Annotated in this window: 17 protein-coding genes and 2 riboswitches; of the genes, 11 read left to right on the top strand and 6 right to left on the bottom strand. The window is 40.1% G+C overall.

Translation table 11 applies throughout. The features are described 5' to 3' along the window. Positions 1–100: 100 nt before the first annotated feature. Positions 101–541, top strand: a complete 441-nt coding sequence (locus tag MHB39_RS14120; protein WP_258859936.1) for a GNAT family N-acetyltransferase — start codon at positions 101–103, stop codon at positions 539–541. 102 nt (positions 542–643) lie between these two features. On the opposite strand, the gene MHB39_RS14115 is transcribed toward MHB39_RS14120, so the two are convergent. From MHB39_RS14115 to MHB39_RS14090, 6 genes are all read right to left on the bottom strand, one after another. Further along, positions 644–1,998, bottom strand: a protein-coding gene (locus tag MHB39_RS14115; RefSeq protein WP_342544229.1) for an IS3 family transposase whose coding sequence is annotated in 2 segments (ribosomal slippage) — positions 644–1,530 and positions 1,530–1,998 — 1,356 coding nt in all. Because the reading frame shifts where the segments join, the coding sequence is not laid out codon by codon here. Positions 1,999–2,085: 87 nt separating this feature from the next. Continuing rightward, positions 2,086–5,586, bottom strand: a complete 3,501-nt coding sequence (locus MHB39_RS14110; RefSeq protein WP_342544227.1) for a S8 family serine peptidase — start codon at positions 5,584–5,586, stop codon at positions 2,086–2,088. Between the two features lie 179 nt (positions 5,587–5,765). Then, positions 5,766–6,602, bottom strand: a complete 837-nt coding sequence (locus MHB39_RS14105; protein ID WP_342544225.1) for an ATP-binding cassette domain-containing protein — start codon at positions 6,600–6,602, stop codon at positions 5,766–5,768. Then, positions 6,599–7,372, bottom strand: coding sequence for a cobalt ECF transporter T component CbiQ (cbiQ, locus tag MHB39_RS14100; RefSeq protein WP_312125376.1), 774 nt, complete (start codon positions 7,370–7,372; stop codon positions 6,599–6,601). The genes MHB39_RS14105 and cbiQ overlap by 4 nt, the downstream gene beginning before the upstream one ends. A gap of 5 nt (positions 7,373–7,377) precedes the next feature. Then, positions 7,378–7,650, bottom strand: coding sequence for an energy-coupling factor ABC transporter substrate-binding protein (locus MHB39_RS14095; RefSeq protein WP_009370241.1), 273 nt, complete (start codon positions 7,648–7,650; stop codon positions 7,378–7,380). Between the two features lie 2 nt (positions 7,651–7,652). Continuing rightward, positions 7,653–8,399, bottom strand: a complete 747-nt coding sequence (locus tag MHB39_RS14090; protein WP_342544223.1) for an energy-coupling factor ABC transporter permease — start codon at positions 8,397–8,399, stop codon at positions 7,653–7,655. Positions 8,400–8,546: 147 nt separating this feature from the next. Then, positions 8,547–8,731, bottom strand: a riboswitch (cobalamin riboswitch). A gap of 251 nt (positions 8,732–8,982) precedes the next feature. Continuing rightward, a riboswitch (cobalamin riboswitch) is annotated at positions 8,983–9,163 on the top strand. A 145-nt stretch (positions 9,164–9,308) separates the two neighbouring features. On the opposite strand from MHB39_RS14090, the gene MHB39_RS14085 reads away from it, so the two are divergent. The 10 genes from MHB39_RS14085 to MHB39_RS14040 are packed head-to-tail and all read left to right on the top strand — an operon-like array spanning position 9,309 to position 18,617. Continuing rightward, positions 9,309–9,680, top strand: coding sequence for a (2Fe-2S) ferredoxin domain-containing protein (locus MHB39_RS14085; RefSeq protein WP_004231296.1), 372 nt, complete (start codon positions 9,309–9,311; stop codon positions 9,678–9,680). A gap of 4 nt (positions 9,681–9,684) precedes the next feature. Next, positions 9,685–11,352, top strand: coding sequence for a precorrin-3B C(17)-methyltransferase (gene cobJ / locus MHB39_RS14080; protein ID WP_036077443.1), 1,668 nt, complete (start codon positions 9,685–9,687; stop codon positions 11,350–11,352). 14 nt (positions 11,353–11,366) lie between these two features. Further along, complete coding sequence (locus tag MHB39_RS14075; RefSeq protein ID WP_036077441.1) at positions 11,367–12,278, top strand: sirohydrochlorin chelatase; 912 nt, start codon at positions 11,367–11,369, stop codon at positions 12,276–12,278. Further along, a complete protein-coding gene (gene cobK / locus MHB39_RS14070) occupies positions 12,275–13,036 on the top strand; it encodes a precorrin-6A reductase (protein ID WP_016993831.1) in 762 nt (253 codons plus the stop codon). The genes MHB39_RS14075 and cobK overlap by 4 nt, the downstream gene beginning before the upstream one ends. 12 nt (positions 13,037–13,048) lie before the next feature. Then, positions 13,049–13,708, top strand: a complete 660-nt coding sequence (locus MHB39_RS14065) for a precorrin-8X methylmutase (RefSeq protein WP_004231303.1) — start codon at positions 13,049–13,051, stop codon at positions 13,706–13,708. Then, positions 13,708–14,841, top strand: a complete 1,134-nt coding sequence (locus MHB39_RS14060; RefSeq protein ID WP_036077439.1) for a cobalt-precorrin-5B (C(1))-methyltransferase — start codon at positions 13,708–13,710, stop codon at positions 14,839–14,841. Before MHB39_RS14065 ends, MHB39_RS14060 begins: the two co-directional genes overlap by 1 nt. After that, the gene (cbiE, locus tag MHB39_RS14055) at positions 14,798–16,018 is read left to right on the top strand and encodes a precorrin-6y C5,15-methyltransferase (decarboxylating) subunit CbiE (RefSeq protein ID WP_342544218.1); all 1,221 of its coding nucleotides are present in this window, start codon (positions 14,798–14,800) and stop codon (positions 16,016–16,018) included. The genes MHB39_RS14060 and cbiE overlap by 44 nt, the downstream gene beginning before the upstream one ends. Further along, positions 16,011–16,718 (top strand): precorrin-2 C(20)-methyltransferase, encoded by a 708-nt coding sequence (cobI, locus tag MHB39_RS14050; RefSeq protein ID WP_004231310.1) that lies wholly within the window; start codon positions 16,011–16,013, stop codon positions 16,716–16,718. The genes cbiE and cobI overlap by 8 nt, the downstream gene beginning before the upstream one ends. Beyond that, positions 16,718–17,503: a precorrin-4 C(11)-methyltransferase gene (gene cobM, locus MHB39_RS14045; protein WP_004231312.1), complete on the top strand. Its 786-nt coding sequence runs from the start codon at positions 16,718–16,720 to the stop codon at positions 17,501–17,503. Before cobI ends, cobM begins: the two co-directional genes overlap by 1 nt. Beyond that, entirely contained in the window at positions 17,496–18,617 is a 1,122-nt protein-coding gene (locus MHB39_RS14040) for a cobalamin biosynthesis protein (RefSeq protein WP_048392350.1), read from the top strand. The genes cobM and MHB39_RS14040 overlap by 8 nt, the downstream gene beginning before the upstream one ends. Positions 18,618–18,623 lie beyond the last annotated feature (6 nt).

Here is an 18,623-nt window from a genome sequence, read left to right as displayed (position 1 = left end):
TGGAGAGGAGTATTCTTTTCTTTATACCAGTATTTCCTATATAATAAAAACTAGTTTTATAAAGTTAGACAATCATGGGTAGACACAAGGGGAGACTAGAATGGAAATACGACAAGCAACAATGAATGAACTAGAGGATTTATCAAAACTGTTTGATGAATATCGTCAATTTTATGGAATTGAGTCAGATATAAGCAGTGCCAAGGCATTTTTACAATTACGATTAGCCTTGAAAGAATCCGTCATTTTTATCGCACTGGTGGATAACAAGATGATTGGATTTACACAATTATATCCAACATTTTCGTCCATTGCTTTACAGCGTGCCTATATTTTAAATGATATTTATGTAACAGAAGATGCTAGAGGCCTAGGGGTGGGCAAGGCATTGATGGAAAAGGTATTTCATTATTGTGAGCAACAATATGCTCGCTATGTCACGTTACAGACGGCGGCTGATAATGTAAATGCACGCAAGCTTTATGAAAAGCTACAAATGAAGCAAGATGAATATTGTAATTATGTTAAATATTTTATCTGAATTGGTGAGCATCATATCGTTGGATGAAAATGCTTCTTGCCTATCATAAAAATCCCCTAGATCGTTGAAGTGACCCCTAAAAGTTAGACACGGTTATTTCGTTTAGACAGCTTGGGTAAAATGAGTTCGGTACTGCACTGGACTCATTTTTAATTTTGCCTTCATACGTTTCGTGTTGTAATAGTTTATATAGTTTTCAAGTTCCTTTTTAAAATGCTCGACACTTTCAAATTCCTTTAAATAGAGAAGTTCCGACTTCATGATGCCAAAGAAATTCTCCATGACAGAATTGTCGTAACAGTTGCCTTTACGCGACATACTTTGCACAATCCCTCTTGATTGAAGGGCGTGGCGATATTGTTTCATTTGATAATGCCAGCCTTGATCGGAATGCATGAGGAGCTGGTGTTCTTCTGGCAACCGCTCTAAAGCCTTTTCTACCATCTCTGAAACTAACGAATATGTAGGTCTAGAGCCAATTGTATACGTAATAATTTCGCCATTAAATAAGTCTAAAACAGGCGATAAATAAAGCTTTTCACCAAATAACTTAAACTCCGTAATATCTGTTACCCATTTCTCATTAGGTGCTTTTGCTGTAAAATGGCGATCTAAAATGTTAGGCGCAATTTTGCCAACTGTCCCTTTATATGACTTATATTTTTTCATACGAACGATGCACTTTAAACCTAGCGCTTTCATCAGGCGTTGCACTTTCTTATGATTCACTTTTTGCCCACGATTCGCTAGCTCATCACGAATGCGACGATAGCCATAACGGCCTTCATGTTCCTTATAGATTTCTTGAATTTCGGCCTTTAACTCGGCATCTGGATCGGGACAATTCATCTTCTTTACTAAATCATAGTACGTGCTACGTGGAATCTCTGCGAACGCTACAAGCGCCTTCACCGAGTATTTATGCCTTAATTCATAGATGACGTTTACTTTGTCTTCTTTGGTGATTTTTCCTTGGCTTGAACTAAGGCGTTTAACTTTTTTAAATATTCGTTTTCCATACGTAGACGATTGATTTCTGCTTGAAGTGCTTCTGGTGAGCCTTCTACTGGTGCTTGTTTTGGTTGTTTATTTGTTTCTTTTTTCATGGATGGACGCCCCTTTTTCTTTGATTGAAGGGCATCGAATCCTTTTGTTTCAAATTGTTTTTTCCAAAAACGAAGTGTAGAAGGAGTAGCTATATTAAAGATAGCTGCCGTTTCAAGTAAGGACGTACCGTTTTCAATCATATAGTTTAGTACGTCTAGTTTAAACTGTGCCGAATAATTTGTATATCGTTTTATAAACGCTTCTACGCCGTTATACTCATATTGTTTCACCCAATTAAGAATCGCTTTGTGATCTGTTCCAATTAATCTAGCAATTTCATGTGAACTTTCTTTACCTTCTATGTAGCGTAGGACTGCTTGTAATTTTTCTTCTGATGTATATTTAGCCATATAAAAACTGCTCCTCCAATTGTTAGATGTGTCTAACAATTGGGGAGCAGTTCACGTTATGGTCTAGGGGATTTTGTTTAATTCTATCTATTTAATTTCAAGCGTATAGGGTTGTGTGCTAGCTTTGCCATCAAACTCACTTACTTCAATATAGTATTTGCCTGCATCAAGCTCCACCGTACCTACCTCGGCGTCACCAGCTCCATAAAGATCGAATGTTTTGACGGTTTTTCCGTTTGCATCCAACACTCGAATAACACCATCCAACGCTTTTTCTGTTTGAAGAGAGAAGAAGACTTCGCGCTTCTGGTCGTTATTCCATTCAAAATAGTCTTTATCGCCAAATGGAATACCTGCATTTAAATATTGCGTTGCAACCCATTTCTCGTCCTTTTTCACAAGAACAGATGGCTTGCTAGGTACACCATTTACTAATTTTGAATCCGCATCTTCATCCACATGCTTATGATCAAACAATGTTAATGTATAGGGCTGAATAGATACCTGGCCAAGCCCCATGCTGTTAACAAGGATAAAATAGCCTCGATCCTTCTTTGCCTTAAATGATGTATTCACATCTGTTGTACCCATCATTCCAAGTAACATTTCAAGAATATTATCACCTAAGCCAAATGGAATTTCTGTTTCCATTTCTTTGGCATCAATCTTCATATTGCCGTTCGTATCTTCGATAATAGCTCCTGCAAATTTTAAGTCTTTTTGCAGTTCTTTAGGTAGCTGAGCCAATTGTTCATTTGTAAAAGGAACTGAAGAAAGAAGCAGACTCATGACCTCATCATTGCCTTGTTGCTTATAGTAATAATAATCTACATCATCTTGATAAATCAGATGGTCTCTATAAGTAGTACCTGGTTGAATTTTTAGCGCTTTTGCTTCCTCATGATTGTCTGGATTGTACTCTGCTGGAAGATCGCCTATTTTCTTTGTTTTCAATGTATAAGGCTCGGCAGATCGTTCTCCAGCATTGACAACGGCTACCACGTAGGTTTTGTCCTTTTTCAATGGTATGACCTTTGCATCATCCTCGTTACCGGCAGAACCAAGTAGTAGTGCCAGTATACCAAGGTCATTAGTTAAGGATGAAACGGGAATTAATTCTTTTGTTTCTTCATCATATTCAAACACTGTACCTGTTGGCATTTGGTTCATGCCTTTCAAAAAGCTGAAGCTATAAAGGGCGTCTTCCTTCGCTTTAAATAAGAAATAATCCTCATCATAATCTGTTTGGAAATAAGCCTTTTGATCTTCGCCTATTTCAAAACGGATCGCCTGCTTAATGATAGGATCAACATTTTCTAGGTTGCCTGCACCTGTAGAATTCAATAACATACTCATCAGGCTGTCAATTGCATTACGTTTTTTTATGTTAGTTTCTATAAGCGGTAATTGGCTCTCAGGAACATTTTCTTCGGCCATGGCTTCATCTACAGGTAATCCATCCTCATCAGGTGGAAGGGTAACTACTTCACCTTTTAATGTGTAAGGGATCATCGATTCACTGATCGTTTCTTCTTTTTCGATGCCGCCACTAAAGAACATCTCCATAGAAAACTCGCTATTACTTTCATTAGATACACTTAAAACGTACTCTTGATCTGGAACAGCATCGATAATCATACGAACAGGTTCACCTTTTGCTGTACCATAAGCGGTCTGCATTGGATAGGCTTCCTCTTCTTCACCTTCATCATTTTCAGCTTGATCGATTTCTTCTGGTGGTACAGGATTAAAATTATCTTTTAGATAAAGCTCCATAGAGGCAGTGACACCTGGAATTCCTGATAGATCAAACTGTAATGTCGTCGGTTTTTTGACAGAGAACGTGAAGTAATCTTGATCTTGTTGTTGATCTTTTGACAGTAATGTATAGTTTTTACCTGCTGTACTATATGGGAACTTTTTAATAGGCTCCATCGTAGACTTGTCTATTGTATCTATTGGCAAGTCCTTCGTCGTTTGTGCTGTGAAAATATAAGTAGATTTGCCTTTTAAACTATAGCTTCCATTATGATCTTTGACACCAATAACAAGCGTTCCCTTTTGATCTGCTTTAAATAAATAACCTTCTTTTTTTCCTACACGAACATCATTAACAAGGATCGGCTCTACATCACCAATCCCACTATTTGGGTAGAAATATAAATCAAAGGCATAGTCGTATTTGTCAGCGCCTTTTAATGTTAATTGAGCATATTCATTTTCTTCTAAATCGACTTTATACCATTTCTTCTCGTCTTGCTGTTCAAAAGCACCCTGTTCAGTATTTAGCTTATTTTTAGCAAGGACCTTGGCGTTTTTAATACGATCTTCCTTTGTTTCTGAATAATGCTTAGGCAATTTATTGAAATCAAACTGTAATGCTTTTACAGGGTCAACTAATCCATGACCATAAGTAAGATCATAACCTTTCTCGCCCAAATCTTGTGCTGTCATTTCTAAAATCGCTTCTATTTGATGCGGTTTTAAAGATGGGTCTTTTGATTTAAGAAGAGAGGCGATACCTGCCACGACAGGAGAGGCCATGGATGTACCACTAAACTTGACAAAGGATGAACCTTTTTTCGCATCATGAACGGTGCTATAAATGTCTTCACCTGGTGCAACAATATCAACAGACGGACCGTAATTGGAGTAGCTTGATAGTTTGTTGCGTTCGTTTGTTGAACCAACACTAATGACACCTTCAAAAGAAGCGGGGAAGGAATATTCATCTGTCGATTCATTTCCTGCGGCCGCCACAATTGTAATACCACTATCAATCGCTTTCTGAACGGCTTCCTTCATTAGGGGAGATTCACCATAGCCTCCTAGACTCATATTAATGACGTCTACGCCCTGCTCAATTGCATAAAGAATACCCTGTGCAATGATGAAATCATTAGCACCTTCATTGCCATTAAATACATCAATTGGCAGTAACTTTGCATTCGGATTAATCCCGTGCCCACCTACGCCATTATCTTTTGCTGCGGCGATAATACCTGCCACATGTGTTCCGTGATCGCCTGAATAAGTAGTATTAGCGGGTGCTGCTGCATTATAGGGTGGGAGTACTTGTGACTTTAGATCGGGGTGTTTAAAATCTACACCAGAATCAATGACAGCAACTGTAACATCATGGTTGCCTGCTAATTCTAGTGCCTTATCCATTTGCAGTAGGTTTAAATGATACATCTCTTGTTTTTTAGGATCAGCTTCTTTAGTAAAGGAATGATAGATGTAACTAGGAGATACACTTGATATTCCGTTTTGCTTTAAATAGTAAGAGACGGCTTTTTCGATCGATACGCCTTTATTTAGTTGTACAACCTCATAACCTAATGAAGGAATGGAGCGGATGACCTTGGAGCCAATTTTTTTATGTACGTTTTTATCAAGACCTGAATGCTTGATAACAATTGTATCCTTACTCATCCATTTTTCTTCATTCTTCTCTGTTTGCTTCGCACTGTTTGCCAGCATGTTTTTCGCTTTATGCTGGGGTGCCTCAGCAAAGGCAGAAGCAGCAGGAACCATGAGTGCAGCAGATGCTACAACAGCGACTGATTTTTTATACCAACTTTTCAATTGTTATCTCTCCTTGGTGTTATAAATTAAGTCTCGACTATATTAATACGGACAAAGATTAGAAAAGTTTCGTAATGAAGGAAAATTTTTCTTCCCTCATTTAACTTTTGGTGGGTAGAACGAAAAACCATACAGTTAAACACTGTCTGTTTTTCGTGACCTTGGTATTGTCAAAGACTTTAGAGCTGTTCTATTAATTGTTGTAACTCCTGCTTGGAACGAGGGATTTTGATATTATCGGGCAAGAGCTTCTTTTTTTGTAATGCTATGACCATTTCAAAAACCCATGGACGCTCAAGGTGCGCGCGATTTAACAATTCTTCTTCATAAAACAAGGTGATTGGATCGCCGTTATAAATAATTTTTCCAGCCTCCATCACAATCATTAGATCGGCCCATTCATAGGCGAGAGGAATGTCATGGGTTGCTAGTAAAATGGTTCTCTCACCATCTTCTAATTTGGCTAAGTATTGTAATACTTGTGTAGCATAATAATTATCAAGACCTGCTGTTGGTTCGTCTAACAAAAGGACTGAGGGCTCCATGGCTAAAACGCCTGCCATTGCTACTCGTTTTTTCTGACCTACGCTTAAAAAATGAATGGGCTTATCGAGCAAATCTTCCACTTCGGTTTGCGCAACGGCCCATGCTATTTTTTCTTCCGTTTTTTCAGGAGACCAGCCGAGATTCAATGGGCCAAATGCTATATCTTGCTTGACGGTCCCAGAAAAAAGCTGATGATCTGCATTTTGGAAAACAATGCCGACTTTTTGACGTAGCGCCTTTAAAGCTTTTCGATTATATTCGAGCCTGTTGCCTTCGAATAAAATTGTTCCAGTGGTAGGTTTCAAAATACCATTAAGATGCTGAAATAAAGTCGATTTTCCTGCGCCATTATGCCCGAGTATGGCAATTTTTTTACCTTTTGGAATGTGTAATGTTAGATCAGACAACGCCTTCGTACCATCCGCATAGGCATATGATAATTGATTGAGTTTAAAATAAAATGCTGTCATGTGAAATACCCTCCGTATACGATGAGGACTAGTAATATAGCTGCCATGCCTAGCCAATTTTTCTTGCTATAGGAGCCCATCTCTTGCCAATAGACGGCCTCGCCACCTCGTGATTGCATGGCATTGTTGAGCTCCCGACTATGTTGAAACATTTCCACAAATAATGCCGCAATGAGCATGGAGACAGAGCGTAACCATTGTATCGGTGAATGATAGCCGAGACGTGCTTGCTGCGCGAGATGTATATTTTGCATACTTGCTAAAAACATAAAAATAAAACGATAGGTTAGTTCGACGAGCTCAACCAATAAAGAGGGGAGTCGCCATTGTCGTAGCACATAACATATGCCTTGTACAGAAGTGGTTAGAATTAAAAAGTATAAACAACTAATACTGCCAAGGACTATAAAGAACAGCTGTTGTGCTGCTAACATACTTGCGTTCCCGATAAAGACAGTCCAATTGCTCCAGGTAAACGACCAAATATGGGCAGGGAGTGCATTCGTTGATGATGTAAAGGAAAGTAAAATAGAAACGAGGCTTGTTAATAAGAAAAAGCCAGGTAGCAATAATAATTTGAAATAGTATGTAAGCGGAATTTTTGCACCTACAATGATAAAAGCACTCATTACAAAAAATGTAATGAGTGAAAGTCGTTCATCTCTCATAATGAGCGTTATGAGAAGTAGTCCAAGTGAAAATATCATTTTTTCTAGCGGATGAACGGACGCTAGCTTATTCAGATAGGCATACTTATCAATGAGTAACATAATGGTTAACCTTCTTTGTGTTTGCCACGCATATAGCCGATGAAGTAGCCAATAAAGCCAGCTCCTATAGCTGCCTGTAGCACGAATAATAAGCTTTCGATTTCACCACTAGGTGGCTCCCATAGACTCTCAAACCATGGCTCATATTCCGCATTGATTTCACCAATAGCTGCTTCTGCCTCACCATCAGCACCACCAAATTCAGCACCTTTTTGTATGAACAAGGGAATAATGGCTAACAACACTACAATGGCTAACAGCAATAAATTTTTTTTCATCTTTAATGTGCCTCCTTTGTTGAGAAAACACGTAAAGTTTTTAATTCGCTAATATTGTATTTTTTCAAGAAATTCATCACAATGACGGTTAAAATGCCTTCACTCACGGCTAAAGGAATTTGAGTTAAGGCAAAAATACCTGCAAACTTTGTAAAGGATGCCATAAAGCCTCCAACCTCAGAAGGGAAGGCTAGTGCTAGTTGTACAGAAGTCACAACATATGTACCTAAATCACCAAGCATGGCTGCAAAGAATACGGCTAGTGAAAATGACAAGCCTATTTTTTGTGCTCCTTTAAAGACAAAGTAAGCAATAAAAGGACCTACAATAGCCATAGAAAAGGCGTTAGCCCCTAAAGTTGTGATTCCACCATGTGCTAATAATAAAGATTGGAATAATAAAACGATTGTTCCAATTACACTCATAGCTAGAGGGCCAAAGAGAACTGTTCCAAGACCTACACCGGTTGGATGAGAGCAGCTACCTGTAACAGAAGGGATTTTTAAGGCGGATAGCACAAAGGCAAAGGCACCTGAAAGTCCCAAAAGCATTTTTGTTTCAGGATTTTCTTCAATGGTTTTTCGAATAGAACGCAATCCTAAAATGATAAAAGGAATAGAGATGACCCACCAAAAAATAGCCCATTCGATTGGTAAAAAACCTTCCATGATATGCATGGCAAAGGCACGTTTTGGCACGATTAAAAAGGCCAGTAAAAAATAACTAAGTTTCCACCAAGAAAATTTCAAAAGTTTTCCTCCTAACTAATTTATAGATTTTTAGAATATTGCGTGCGTAATTAAAAAAAGCACTTCTCCAGTGGTGGAAAAGTGCATAGCTAAAAAAGCAAATAACATTCTCATCTGCTAAGCCGCACACCTATCCTCGTAGGTTGAAACGATCACTTATTTTTCGGCAGGTCTCCTGGCTCTAGTTCAATGCTTTATAGGTCTTCCCATCCGTTGGACAGTGACATTTCTATAAAGCTCCCTATTACAGTGGCGGGACCGCGCCGGACTCAAACCGGCTTCCCTTTTAAGCAAAATGACAAGCATTTTACACCGAAAAACATTCAAATTGTGAGATTTCACGACAAAGTGTAACATGAATTTCCATAAATATGCTATACCTTTTATAAATTTTTTTAATTAAAGGTCAATGATGAATATTCTGATAATATTTCATGTGCTAATTATGTAGATTGTATAAATTTTATACCCTAGTCCACCTCATAATTGATAAATTTGTCATAAATTTTTAAAGAAATATTGAAATTTTAAAATAATAAGATATGATAAAGACAGTTTTCTATTTAAAATTCTAATAAAAATTTCATATAAAACGTCAATAAGTGCTCGAATAGCTCGAGATAATAGGGAAATTGGTGAAAATCCAATACAGCCCCCGCTACTGTAATAGCTGATGAAATCGCAAAGCCACTGGCAAACTTGGGAAGGCGCGAAAGTAAAATGAAGCTTAAGTCAGGAAACCTGCTTATTTGATTGTGCATGCAAACTTTTCGGAGGGAGAAGTTGAAGCGAAAGCGAGTACCTGTATTTTATTCTATTCGTTTTTATTTGGCTTCTACAAAACCTTTACTCTTCGTTCTAGAGTAAAGGTTTTTCTTTTTCCAAAAAGCAAATGAGGGGAGACAGAAAATGACAACTTGGAATTTAGAGGGGATGAAAACACATCTCTTTATTTGCAATGGCAGTAGCTGTATGAAAAAGGATGGTGAGGAAATTACCTTAGCCATTCGAGATGAAATACAACGGCAAGCACTCGATCAAGAAATACATACGACAAGAACGCGCTGTAATGGACGATGCAAGGATGCTTGTGTGGTAATAGCCTACCCCCAGGGGAATTGGTATCGTGTGCCATCAACAGAGCATGCTAGAACACTAGTACAAGATTTACATCATGAATCCTTATACAACGAACATGTCTTTACACTTCGTGAAGGTACATTACAGCGTACTGCTCAAACAACTGCCATTAAAGGGATCGAAAAGGTGAAAGAGGGGTAACAACATGGCGCAAAAAGGAAAAATTTTCGTAGTAGGCTTTGGACCTGGAGATTTTAAGCATATTACGACACGTGCAGTAGAGGCACTACAACAAAGTGAGATGATTATAGGCTACAAAACCTATGTAGAGCTGATTCAAGATTTAGTAAGTGCAAAATCAATTGTTAGTACAGGCATGACAGAAGAAGTGTCGCGTGCACAGGAAGCCGTTCGTCAAGCAGAGGCAGGGAGCATCGTATCGGTGATTTCGAGTGGTGATGCAGGTGTCTATGGCATGGCGGGATTAGTATATGAGGTGTTAATTGAGCTAGGCTGGACAGAAGCAACAGGAATTGAGGTAGAAATTGTTCCTGGTATTTCTGCGATTAATTCATGCGCTAGTATACTTGGTGCACCCATTATGCACGATGCTTGTACAATCAGTTTAAGTGACCATCTAACACCTTGGAATTTGATTGCAAAGCGTGTCGAGGCAGCTGCAATGGCGGATTTTGTCATTGCTTTATACAATCCTAAAAGTGGGCGTCGAACAAGACAAATTGTCGAGGCTCAGCGAATTCTCTTAGAATATCGTTCGCCAGACACACCAGTAGGGCTTGTGAAAAGTGCCTATCGGGAACGTCAAGAAGTGACCATGACAACACTAGCAGAAATGCTAGAACATGATATTGGTATGCTGACAACTGTCATTATCGGGAATTCATCAACATTTTTCTATGACAATAAGATGATTACGCCCCGCGGTTACCAGCGTAAATATACCCTGGGTGAAGAAAAACAGCCATTACGTCCACATCAACGTTTACGCGAAGAAAATGAACCTTGGGCAATGAACCAAGAGACAGGGACAGCGCGAAATGACTTTACGGCTGACCCTAATGCAGGGCGTTTTAATAAACCCAGTATAGCCGCTACGCCAAAGCCGAAAAAAACAGCACTTGAAATGGCTACAGCGGCACTCGCAATGGTCAAAGGGACAAGCGCAGTCAAAGTAACACCGAAGCTAGTACAGCAAAAAATAGAATCTATTTTTGAATTAGCAGTTAGTCCTGGTGTAGCTAATAAGTTTTTTACTCCCCAGCAAATGATGACATTAGCAGAGGTCGTTGGGGAAGAGGGAACGATGGAATATACACCAGATCATCAAATTCACTTGAAAATACCAACGACAGTCCCTGAACAGATTACAGAGAAATTACAGGAAGTTGGCTTTTTATTAGCCCCGATTGGTGATGTGTTATCACTAAAGGCTTGTGATTTTTGCTACGGTGAAAAGGCTGATTCGATACCATATGCAGAGGAAATACAAGAAAAACTAGGCGGTATATCCTTACCGAAGACATTAAATATTGGCTTTAATGGCTGTGGGATGGCCTGTTATCGGGCAGTATTTGATGATATTGGCATCGTCTACCGCAAAAGTAAATTCGATGTCTTTATTGGAGCAAAGCCAGTCGGTCGTACAGCTCATGCGGCACAGCCTGTTGTAGAAGGGCTGGAGCCTGAGCAACTGATTCCACTCATTACAGATATTATTGAAGAATATAAAGCAAATGCTCATCCAAATGAACGTTTGTTTAAATATTTTAAGCGTGTGAAAAAGATACTGCATTTTACGTATCAAGATATGTCTTCCAAAATAAAAGTAGAGCCAGCTCCGTGCGGCGACTAGTAAGGAGTAGAGAGATGAAAGCTATTTTATTTGTCGGCCATGGGAGCCGTTTAGCAGCAGGAAATGATGAGGTTCGTACATTTATCGAACAAATGACACCCCGTATTGATGAACAATTTTTAGTGGAAACTTGTTTCCTTGAATTTGCTTCACCTAACATCGAAGAAGGTATTACAAACTGTGTGAAAAAGGGAGCAACAGAGGTACATGTAATTCCTATTATTTTACTGCATGCAGGCCATTCAAAGCTGCATATTCCAGCGGAAATCGAGCATGCACGTGAGCATTATCCATCGATTACCTTCACATATGGTCAAACAATAGGTATCCATGATGAAATCTTTGCCATTTTACAAGATCGCCTAGCCGAAATTGGCTTTAATTCAGAACAAGAGCAGGAAGACACAGCGATTTTATTGATTGCACGAGGTGGCAGTGACCCATCTGCTAATGGTGATTTTTATAAAATCACGCGACTCTTATGGGAAAAACTACCTGTGAAATACGTAGAAAGTGCTTTTATGGGTGTCACAGATCCACGAGTTGAAGAAGGAATTGAACGTTGTGTCAAATTAGGTGCAAAAAAAATCATCATGTTACCATACTTCTTATTCACAGGCATTTTGATGGAACGCATGCATGGCATGTGTGAGAAGTTTAAGGAACTTTATCCAGAGTGTGATATTCAAATTGCTAACTATTTTGGTTACCATGAACGTTTACAAAATGTTTTATTAGAGCGTATTGAACAGGCGATCAACGGTACATCTACAGGTATGCAAGATTTAGAAGACTATCGTGCCTATGCGGCAATACATGGACATGCGCATCATCATCACCATCATGAGCACGATCATGGGCATGACCATCACCACCACCATGATCACGACCATGACCATCATCATGAAGAGGAGCCGGTAAAATGATTTTCATGTTAGCAGGGACAAGTGATGCAAGAGATCTAGCCCTTGCATTACAACGTGCAGGTCATGCGGTAACCGCTACGGTCGTCACTGAATCGGCAGCCTCTAGTCTTGCTGACGTTGGTCTGCCACATTTAATCGGTCGACTGACAGCTGAGGAAATGGCGACCATCATGACAGAGCAGGGCTATCAATTGGTGGTAGATGCCTCTCATCCATTTGCGGAAGAGGCCTCTAAAAATGCGATGGCAGCGGCAGAGCAGGCACAGATTCCATATATTCGCTATGAGCGAGCTCATGAACATTATGCCCATCCTTTAATTACTGTTGTAAAGGATTATGAGGAGGCAGCTCAGCTAGCTGCAGAAAAACGTGGCGTCATTATGCTAACGACTGGAAGTAAAACACTCGCTACATTTACGAAGGTTTTACACGGCTTAGAAAATACGAGAGTAATTGCTCGTATGCTTCCACGACTGGACAATATGGAAAAATGTGAGGCGCTCGGCGTGGCACAGCGAGATATTGTGGCCATTCAAGGTCCGTTTTCAAAGGAATTAAATGAAGCTCTATTTCGTCAATACGGAGTGACGTTGATGATTACCAAAGAAAGCGGTAAAGTTGGCTCAGTTGATGAGAAGCTAGAGGCAGCCCTTGCATGCCAGATCGAAACGATTCTTATTGCACGACCAAATATTCAATACGGCCAACAATATTCAACATTTGAAGAAGTATTACAGGCTGTTGAACATACAATTTAGGAGGCATTTTCCATGGATTTTAAAACAGATTTCAAACCATTAACGGTGGACCCAGATAAAATTTACGATTACAGTTTCTCGATAATTGCAGAGGAAATGGGCGAGCATGATTTCTCAGAAGATGAATGGAAAGTTGTACGTCGCATTATCCATGCATCCGCTGATTTCGAGCTAGGCCGTAGTGTCATCATTACACCAGGTGCTATTGAAGCGGGTATCAAGTCTATTCTTGCTGGACGTCATGTCATTGCAGATGTGCAAATGATTGAAAGTGGCTCTGGTAAAAAGCGTTTCCAAAAACATGGTGGCGATTTGCATTGCTATATTGCGGATGAAGATGTATCAATAGAAGCGAAAAAACAAAATACAACACGTGCCATCATTTCGATGCAAAAGGCTTCAAAATTACATGAAGGTGGTATTTATGCCATTGGTAATGCACCAACCGCATTACTGGAATTGATTCGTTTAATTAAAGAAGGGCTAGCAAAACCAGATTTAATTATCGGTATGCCTGTTGGTTTTGTGTCAGCAGCTGAGTCAAAAGAAGAGCTGCTTAAACTAGAAGGGATTCCGTACATTACAAATGTTGGTCGTAAAGGCGGTAGTACAGTGACGGTTGCTGCTTTAAATGCCATCTCACTTTTAGCGGACGAACAGGCGAAAAAATAATGGAGCGGAAGCCAAAAAAGGACCCCAAGGACATGCGTCACGGTTATACGACGGGAGCCTGTGCAACTGCTGTATCAAAGGCTGCACTGCTTGCCCTTATTACCAAGGAGGAGCAAGAGACAAGCACGATTCATTTACCTATTGGTCGAGATGCAACCTTTACAATTGAAAAATGCATATTTGAAGAAAATGCTGTCAGCTGTGAAACGATTAAAGATGCTGGTGATGATCCTGATGCGACCCATCAGGCACTCATCGTTGGCACAGTGAGCTGGGCAGATACACCTGGGATTCATTTAGATGGAGGTATTGGCGTCGGGCGTGTCACAAAGCCTGGCTTGCCAGTGCCTGTCGGAGAAGCAGCCATTAATCCTGTACCCCGTAAAATGATTTATAGCACGGTCCAAGGTGTGTTGGACGAATTTCACATTACACGAGGCGTGAATGTAGTGATTTCTGTCCCTAAGGGCGAGGAGATTGCTAAAAAAACGTTAAATGGACGACTCGGTATACTTGGGGGCATCTCAATCTTAGGCACTAGGGGAACCGTCGTGCCTTTTTCGAGTTCTGCTTATATGGCTAGTATTGTCCAAGCCATCAGTGTAGCGAAAGAGGCTGGCTGTGAGCATTTAGTGGTGACAACAGGTGGGCGAAGTGAGAAGTTTGCGATGAAACAATACCCACATCTAGCAGAAGAAGCGTTTATTGAAATGGGTGACTTTGTAGGTTTTACATTAAAGCATTGTAAGCGTCTAGGCATCAAACAAGTTTCACTCGTTGGGATGATGGGGAAATTTTCTAAAGTCGCACAAGGAGTCATGATGGTGCATTCCAAAAGTGCACCAATCGATTTTAATTTTTTAGCACAATTGGCAGAGGATATAGGGGCAGATGAAGAAACGATAGCACAAGTTCTGGAGGCAAATACAGCTTCACAAGTGGGTGAGATTATGATGGAGAAGGGCTATGATGCGTTCTTCCATCGTTTATGTGAGGCCTGCTGCTTTTCCTCTATCCATCATATTAAGGGCGGTTTAACGCTTTCCACATCGATCTATTCGATGCAGGGACAATTATTAGGAAGGGCTGATGACATTGCATCGATCGATGAAGTTGATTGGGATCGGGGATAACGGATTAGCAAGCTTATTACCCCAATACCTTCAGTGGATTGAGGACTGTGAGGTACTTGTTGGTGGTGAGCGAGTACTTGATTTTTTCCCAGACTTTAAAGGTGAAAAAATCCTGATAAAAGGAGGTCTTTCAACACTTGTTGAAAGATTGTCTGAAGAAACAAGAAATACCGTGATTCTTGCATCTGGAGATCCATTATTTTATGGCATCGGAGGCTATTTAGCAAAAAAGCTACAAATAGAGGTTTATCCATATATGAGCTCTGTCCAGCTTGCCTTTGCGAAAATGGGAGAGAGCTGGCAGGATGCTTACGTAACGAGTATTCATGGACGACCAATGAAGGGCCTGGCACAGCGAATTGATGGCAAAAAGAAAGTGGCACTTTTAACCGATGCAGAGAATAGTCCGAATGCTCTTGCTAAATATCTAAAGCATTTTGGTATGACGGAATATCGTGCGTTTGTCGCCGAAAATTTACAGGGCGACAACGAAAAAAGTGGCTGGTACTCGCTCGATGAAATGGAAGTTACTCATTTTTCTCCTTTAAATGTCGTGATTTTAAAACAAACAATAGCACCGAAACGCTACACGCTCGGGATTGATGATGAGGAATTTTCACAACGAAAGCCAGATAAAGGACTTATTACAAAGAAAGAAATTCGAGTTTTAAGTTTGCAAGCCATGCAGCTTCAACGGGATAGCGTTATTTGGGATATTGGCACATGTACGGGATCCATGGCTATTGAGGCAGGTAAGCTTGCTCCTGAGGGACAAGTTTTTGCTGTAGAAAAAAATGCCCATGATTTAGAAAACTGTCTTCAAAATCAACAAAAATTCCGAGTTGATATGACAGCTATTCATAGTAAAGCACCAGAGGGTTTAGACAACTTTCCAGACCCTGATGCCATTTTCATCGGTGGCACTGGTGGTGAAATGGTTGAGTTACTGCAGTTATGCTGTCAGCGTTTAAAGCACAATGGGCGCATTGTCTTAAATGCGGCGACTATTGAAAATTTATATAAAGCTGTTGAGGCATTTAAAGCTTGTGGTTTTGCTGTTGACATTTTACAGGCTCAGCTGGCACGCAGTAAACCAATTTTAGATATGACACGCTTTGTGCCATTAAATCCAATATACATTATTTCCGCTTATCGAAAGGAAGAAAATCATGAGTAATCTAGGAATTTTATATGGCTTGGGCGTTGGTCCTGGCGATCCAGAATTAATTACAGTAAAGGCATTTCGAGTGATTCAGGAATCACCTGTTATTGCTTACCCAAAAAAGCTAAAAGGCAGTAAAAGCTATGCCCATCGTATTGTAGATGTGTATATTAATCCAGAAGAAAAAGATATGCTTGGTCTTGTATTCCCAATGACAAAAGATGAGGCTGTTCTAGAACGTGAATGGACAAAGTCAGTAGAACTTGTCTACGAAAAATTACAAGCAGGCAAAGATGTAGCCTTTGTTACAGAGGGCGATCCATTATTGTATAGTACGTTTATTCATATGATGAAGTTAATGCAGGACAAGCATCCAGATGTCGAAATTCGAACGGTACCAGGAATTTCTTCGTTTAATGGCTCTGCATCACGCTTAGGCATTGCGTTAGCAGATGGTGATGATCGTGTTGCGATTATTCCTGCGTATGACAATTACGAAGCTATGCGTGAAGCGATTGAAACACATGATGCTGTTGTTTTTATTAAAGTGGCGAAAGTGATTGATTTAATGCTTGAAGTGCTACGCGATTTAGATTTATTAGATAAAGCATCCGTGGTGACAAAGGTAACATCTGATGAAGAAATCATTTGGGATGTGCGTGAGTTGGATGGGGTCGATTTAGAATATTTAACATTAATGGTGGTGCGTAAATAATGAAAAAAATCTATATTGTCGGCGCTGGTCCTGGTGATCCGGATTTAATTACAGTCAAAGGTTTACATATGTTACAAACAGCGGACGTTGTCATGTATACAGATTCTTTAGTGAGTGAGGACCTTATTGCGAAAGCTAGACCAGATGCGGAGGTCATTCGTACAGCTGGTATGCATTTGGAGGAAATGGTTGCTGTGATGGTGGACCGAGTCAATGCTGGTAAAACAGTGGCACGTATGCATACAGGTGATCCAGCGATGTATGGTGCCATTATGGAGCAAGTTGCGCTATTAAAAAAGGAAGGCATTGGGTATGAAGTCATTCCAGGAGTTAGCTCTGTATTTGCATCGGCCGCTGCAATCGGAGCTGAGCTAACAATTCCTGATCTAACACAAACCCTTATTCTAACACGTGCAGAGGGGCGCACACCTGTACCAGAATTTGAAAAGCTGCGTGATTTAGCGAGCCATCATTGTACAATTGCCTTATTCCTTAGTGCAACGCTGACGAAAAAAATTGTCAAAGAGCTACAAAGTGCTGGTTGGGCTGATGACACGCCTGTAGCAGTTATTCAACGAGCTTCATGGCCCGATCAAAAAATCGTACGAACAACTTTAATCGAATTAGATGAAGCGATGCGTGTGAATGGTATTCGTAAGCATGCGATGATTTTAGCGGGCTGGGCATTAGACCCGAACATTCATGATAAAGATCAATATCGTTCGAAGTTATATGATGCAAGCTTTACACACGGCTTTAGAAAAGGTGTGAAGACAAGTGATTGAGTTACAAGAGGGTGTGTTACCAGAGGTTGATCAACGTAATCCTTATGCCGTTGTAGCCATTACGAAGCATGGTGTCCAAATAGGACGTCGTCTGCAGCAAACCTTTGCAGCAAGTGATTTATATTATATGAGTAAATTTGAACAAGGCGATGAAGAAGAAAAGCATATTCAACTATTTACAGGAACAGTGCGCCTGCTATTGCCAACACTTTTTAAGCAATATAAAGGGTTGATTTTAATTATTTCACTAGGGGCAGTTGTACGAATGATTGCGCCGATTTTAAAGGATAAAAAGACAGACCCAGGTGTTGTGGTGATTGATGATCGAGGGGAAAATGTTATTAGCGTATTATCAGGGCATTTAGGTGGTGCCAATGAGCTAACACACGAGGTGGCAGCTGCACTTGGTGCAAATCCGATTATTACAACGGCTTCTGATGTACAAAAGACGATTCCAGTTGATTTATTTGGAGCCCGCTTTGGCTGGGTATGGGATAGTGCGGATAAATTGACACCAGTTAGTGCATCTGTTGTAAATGAGGAACATGTAGCCATTGTACAGGAAACAGGCGAACGTGATTGGTGGATGCGTGATACACCGATGCCAGAGCAAATTAAAATCTATCCATCAACACAGGCAGCCATCCAAGCTACTCCCCATGCCACATTATTAATAACAGATCGAATCATTGAACCTGAAGAAGAGGTTCTTCTAGAAAACGGTGTTATTTATCGCCCAAAATCCATTGTGCTAGGAATGGGCTGTAACCGTGGTACATCTTTAGAGGAAATTGAACAAGTAATCGATGAAACCTTGGCAGAGCTAAAGCTTTCGAAAAAAAGTGTGAAAGCCTTATGCACGATTGATTTGAAGAAAGATGAGCAATGTTTCTTAGAGATTACGAAGAAATATGATTGGGAGTTCGTTACGTATACACCGGATGAATTAAATGAAATCGAATTTCCATCACCCTCTGAAACAGTCTTTAAATATACAGGTGCATACGGAGTGAGTGAACCAGCAGCTATGCGCTATGCACAGGTTCCATCACTTCTATTAGAGAAGAAAAAATCGGGTAATGCTACGATTTCAGTTGCTAGATACCTATTTTAAGGAGGA

The organism is Lysinibacillus sp. FSL K6-4013 (assembly GCF_038630435.1).
Lineage (GTDB): Bacteria > Bacillota > Bacilli > Bacillales_A > Planococcaceae > Lysinibacillus > Lysinibacillus boronitolerans.
Note: the sequence above shows the minus strand (reverse complement) of the source record. Positions and strands in the feature narration are given on the sequence as shown.

Coding starts and splice junctions, on each gene's coding strand:
- MHB39_RS14105 (WP_342544225.1), bottom strand. CDS start 6,602: ATGACAGCATTTTATTTTAAACTCAATCAATTATCATATGCCTATGCG.
- cbiE (WP_342544218.1), top strand. CDS start 14,798: ATGACATTGCATCGATCGATGAAGTTGATTGGGATCGGGGATAACGGA.
- MHB39_RS14065 (WP_004231303.1), top strand. CDS start 13,049: ATGGATTTTAAAACAGATTTCAAACCATTAACGGTGGACCCAGATAAA.
- cobI (WP_004231310.1), top strand. CDS start 16,011: ATGAGTAATCTAGGAATTTTATATGGCTTGGGCGTTGGTCCTGGCGAT.
- MHB39_RS14120 (WP_258859936.1), top strand. CDS start 101: ATGGAAATACGACAAGCAACAATGAATGAACTAGAGGATTTATCAAAA.
- MHB39_RS14085 (WP_004231296.1), top strand. CDS start 9,309: ATGACAACTTGGAATTTAGAGGGGATGAAAACACATCTCTTTATTTGC.
- cobJ (WP_036077443.1), top strand. CDS start 9,685: ATGGCGCAAAAAGGAAAAATTTTCGTAGTAGGCTTTGGACCTGGAGAT.
- MHB39_RS14060 (WP_036077439.1), top strand. CDS start 13,708: ATGGAGCGGAAGCCAAAAAAGGACCCCAAGGACATGCGTCACGGTTAT.
- MHB39_RS14075 (WP_036077441.1), top strand. CDS start 11,367: ATGAAAGCTATTTTATTTGTCGGCCATGGGAGCCGTTTAGCAGCAGGA.
- MHB39_RS14095 (WP_009370241.1), bottom strand. CDS start 7,650: ATGAAAAAAAATTTATTGCTGTTAGCCATTGTAGTGTTGTTAGCCATT.
- cobK (WP_016993831.1), top strand. CDS start 12,275: ATGATTTTCATGTTAGCAGGGACAAGTGATGCAAGAGATCTAGCCCTT.
- cobM (WP_004231312.1), top strand. CDS start 16,718: ATGAAAAAAATCTATATTGTCGGCGCTGGTCCTGGTGATCCGGATTTA.
- cbiQ (WP_312125376.1), bottom strand. CDS start 7,372: ATGTTACTCATTGATAAGTATGCCTATCTGAATAAGCTAGCGTCCGTT.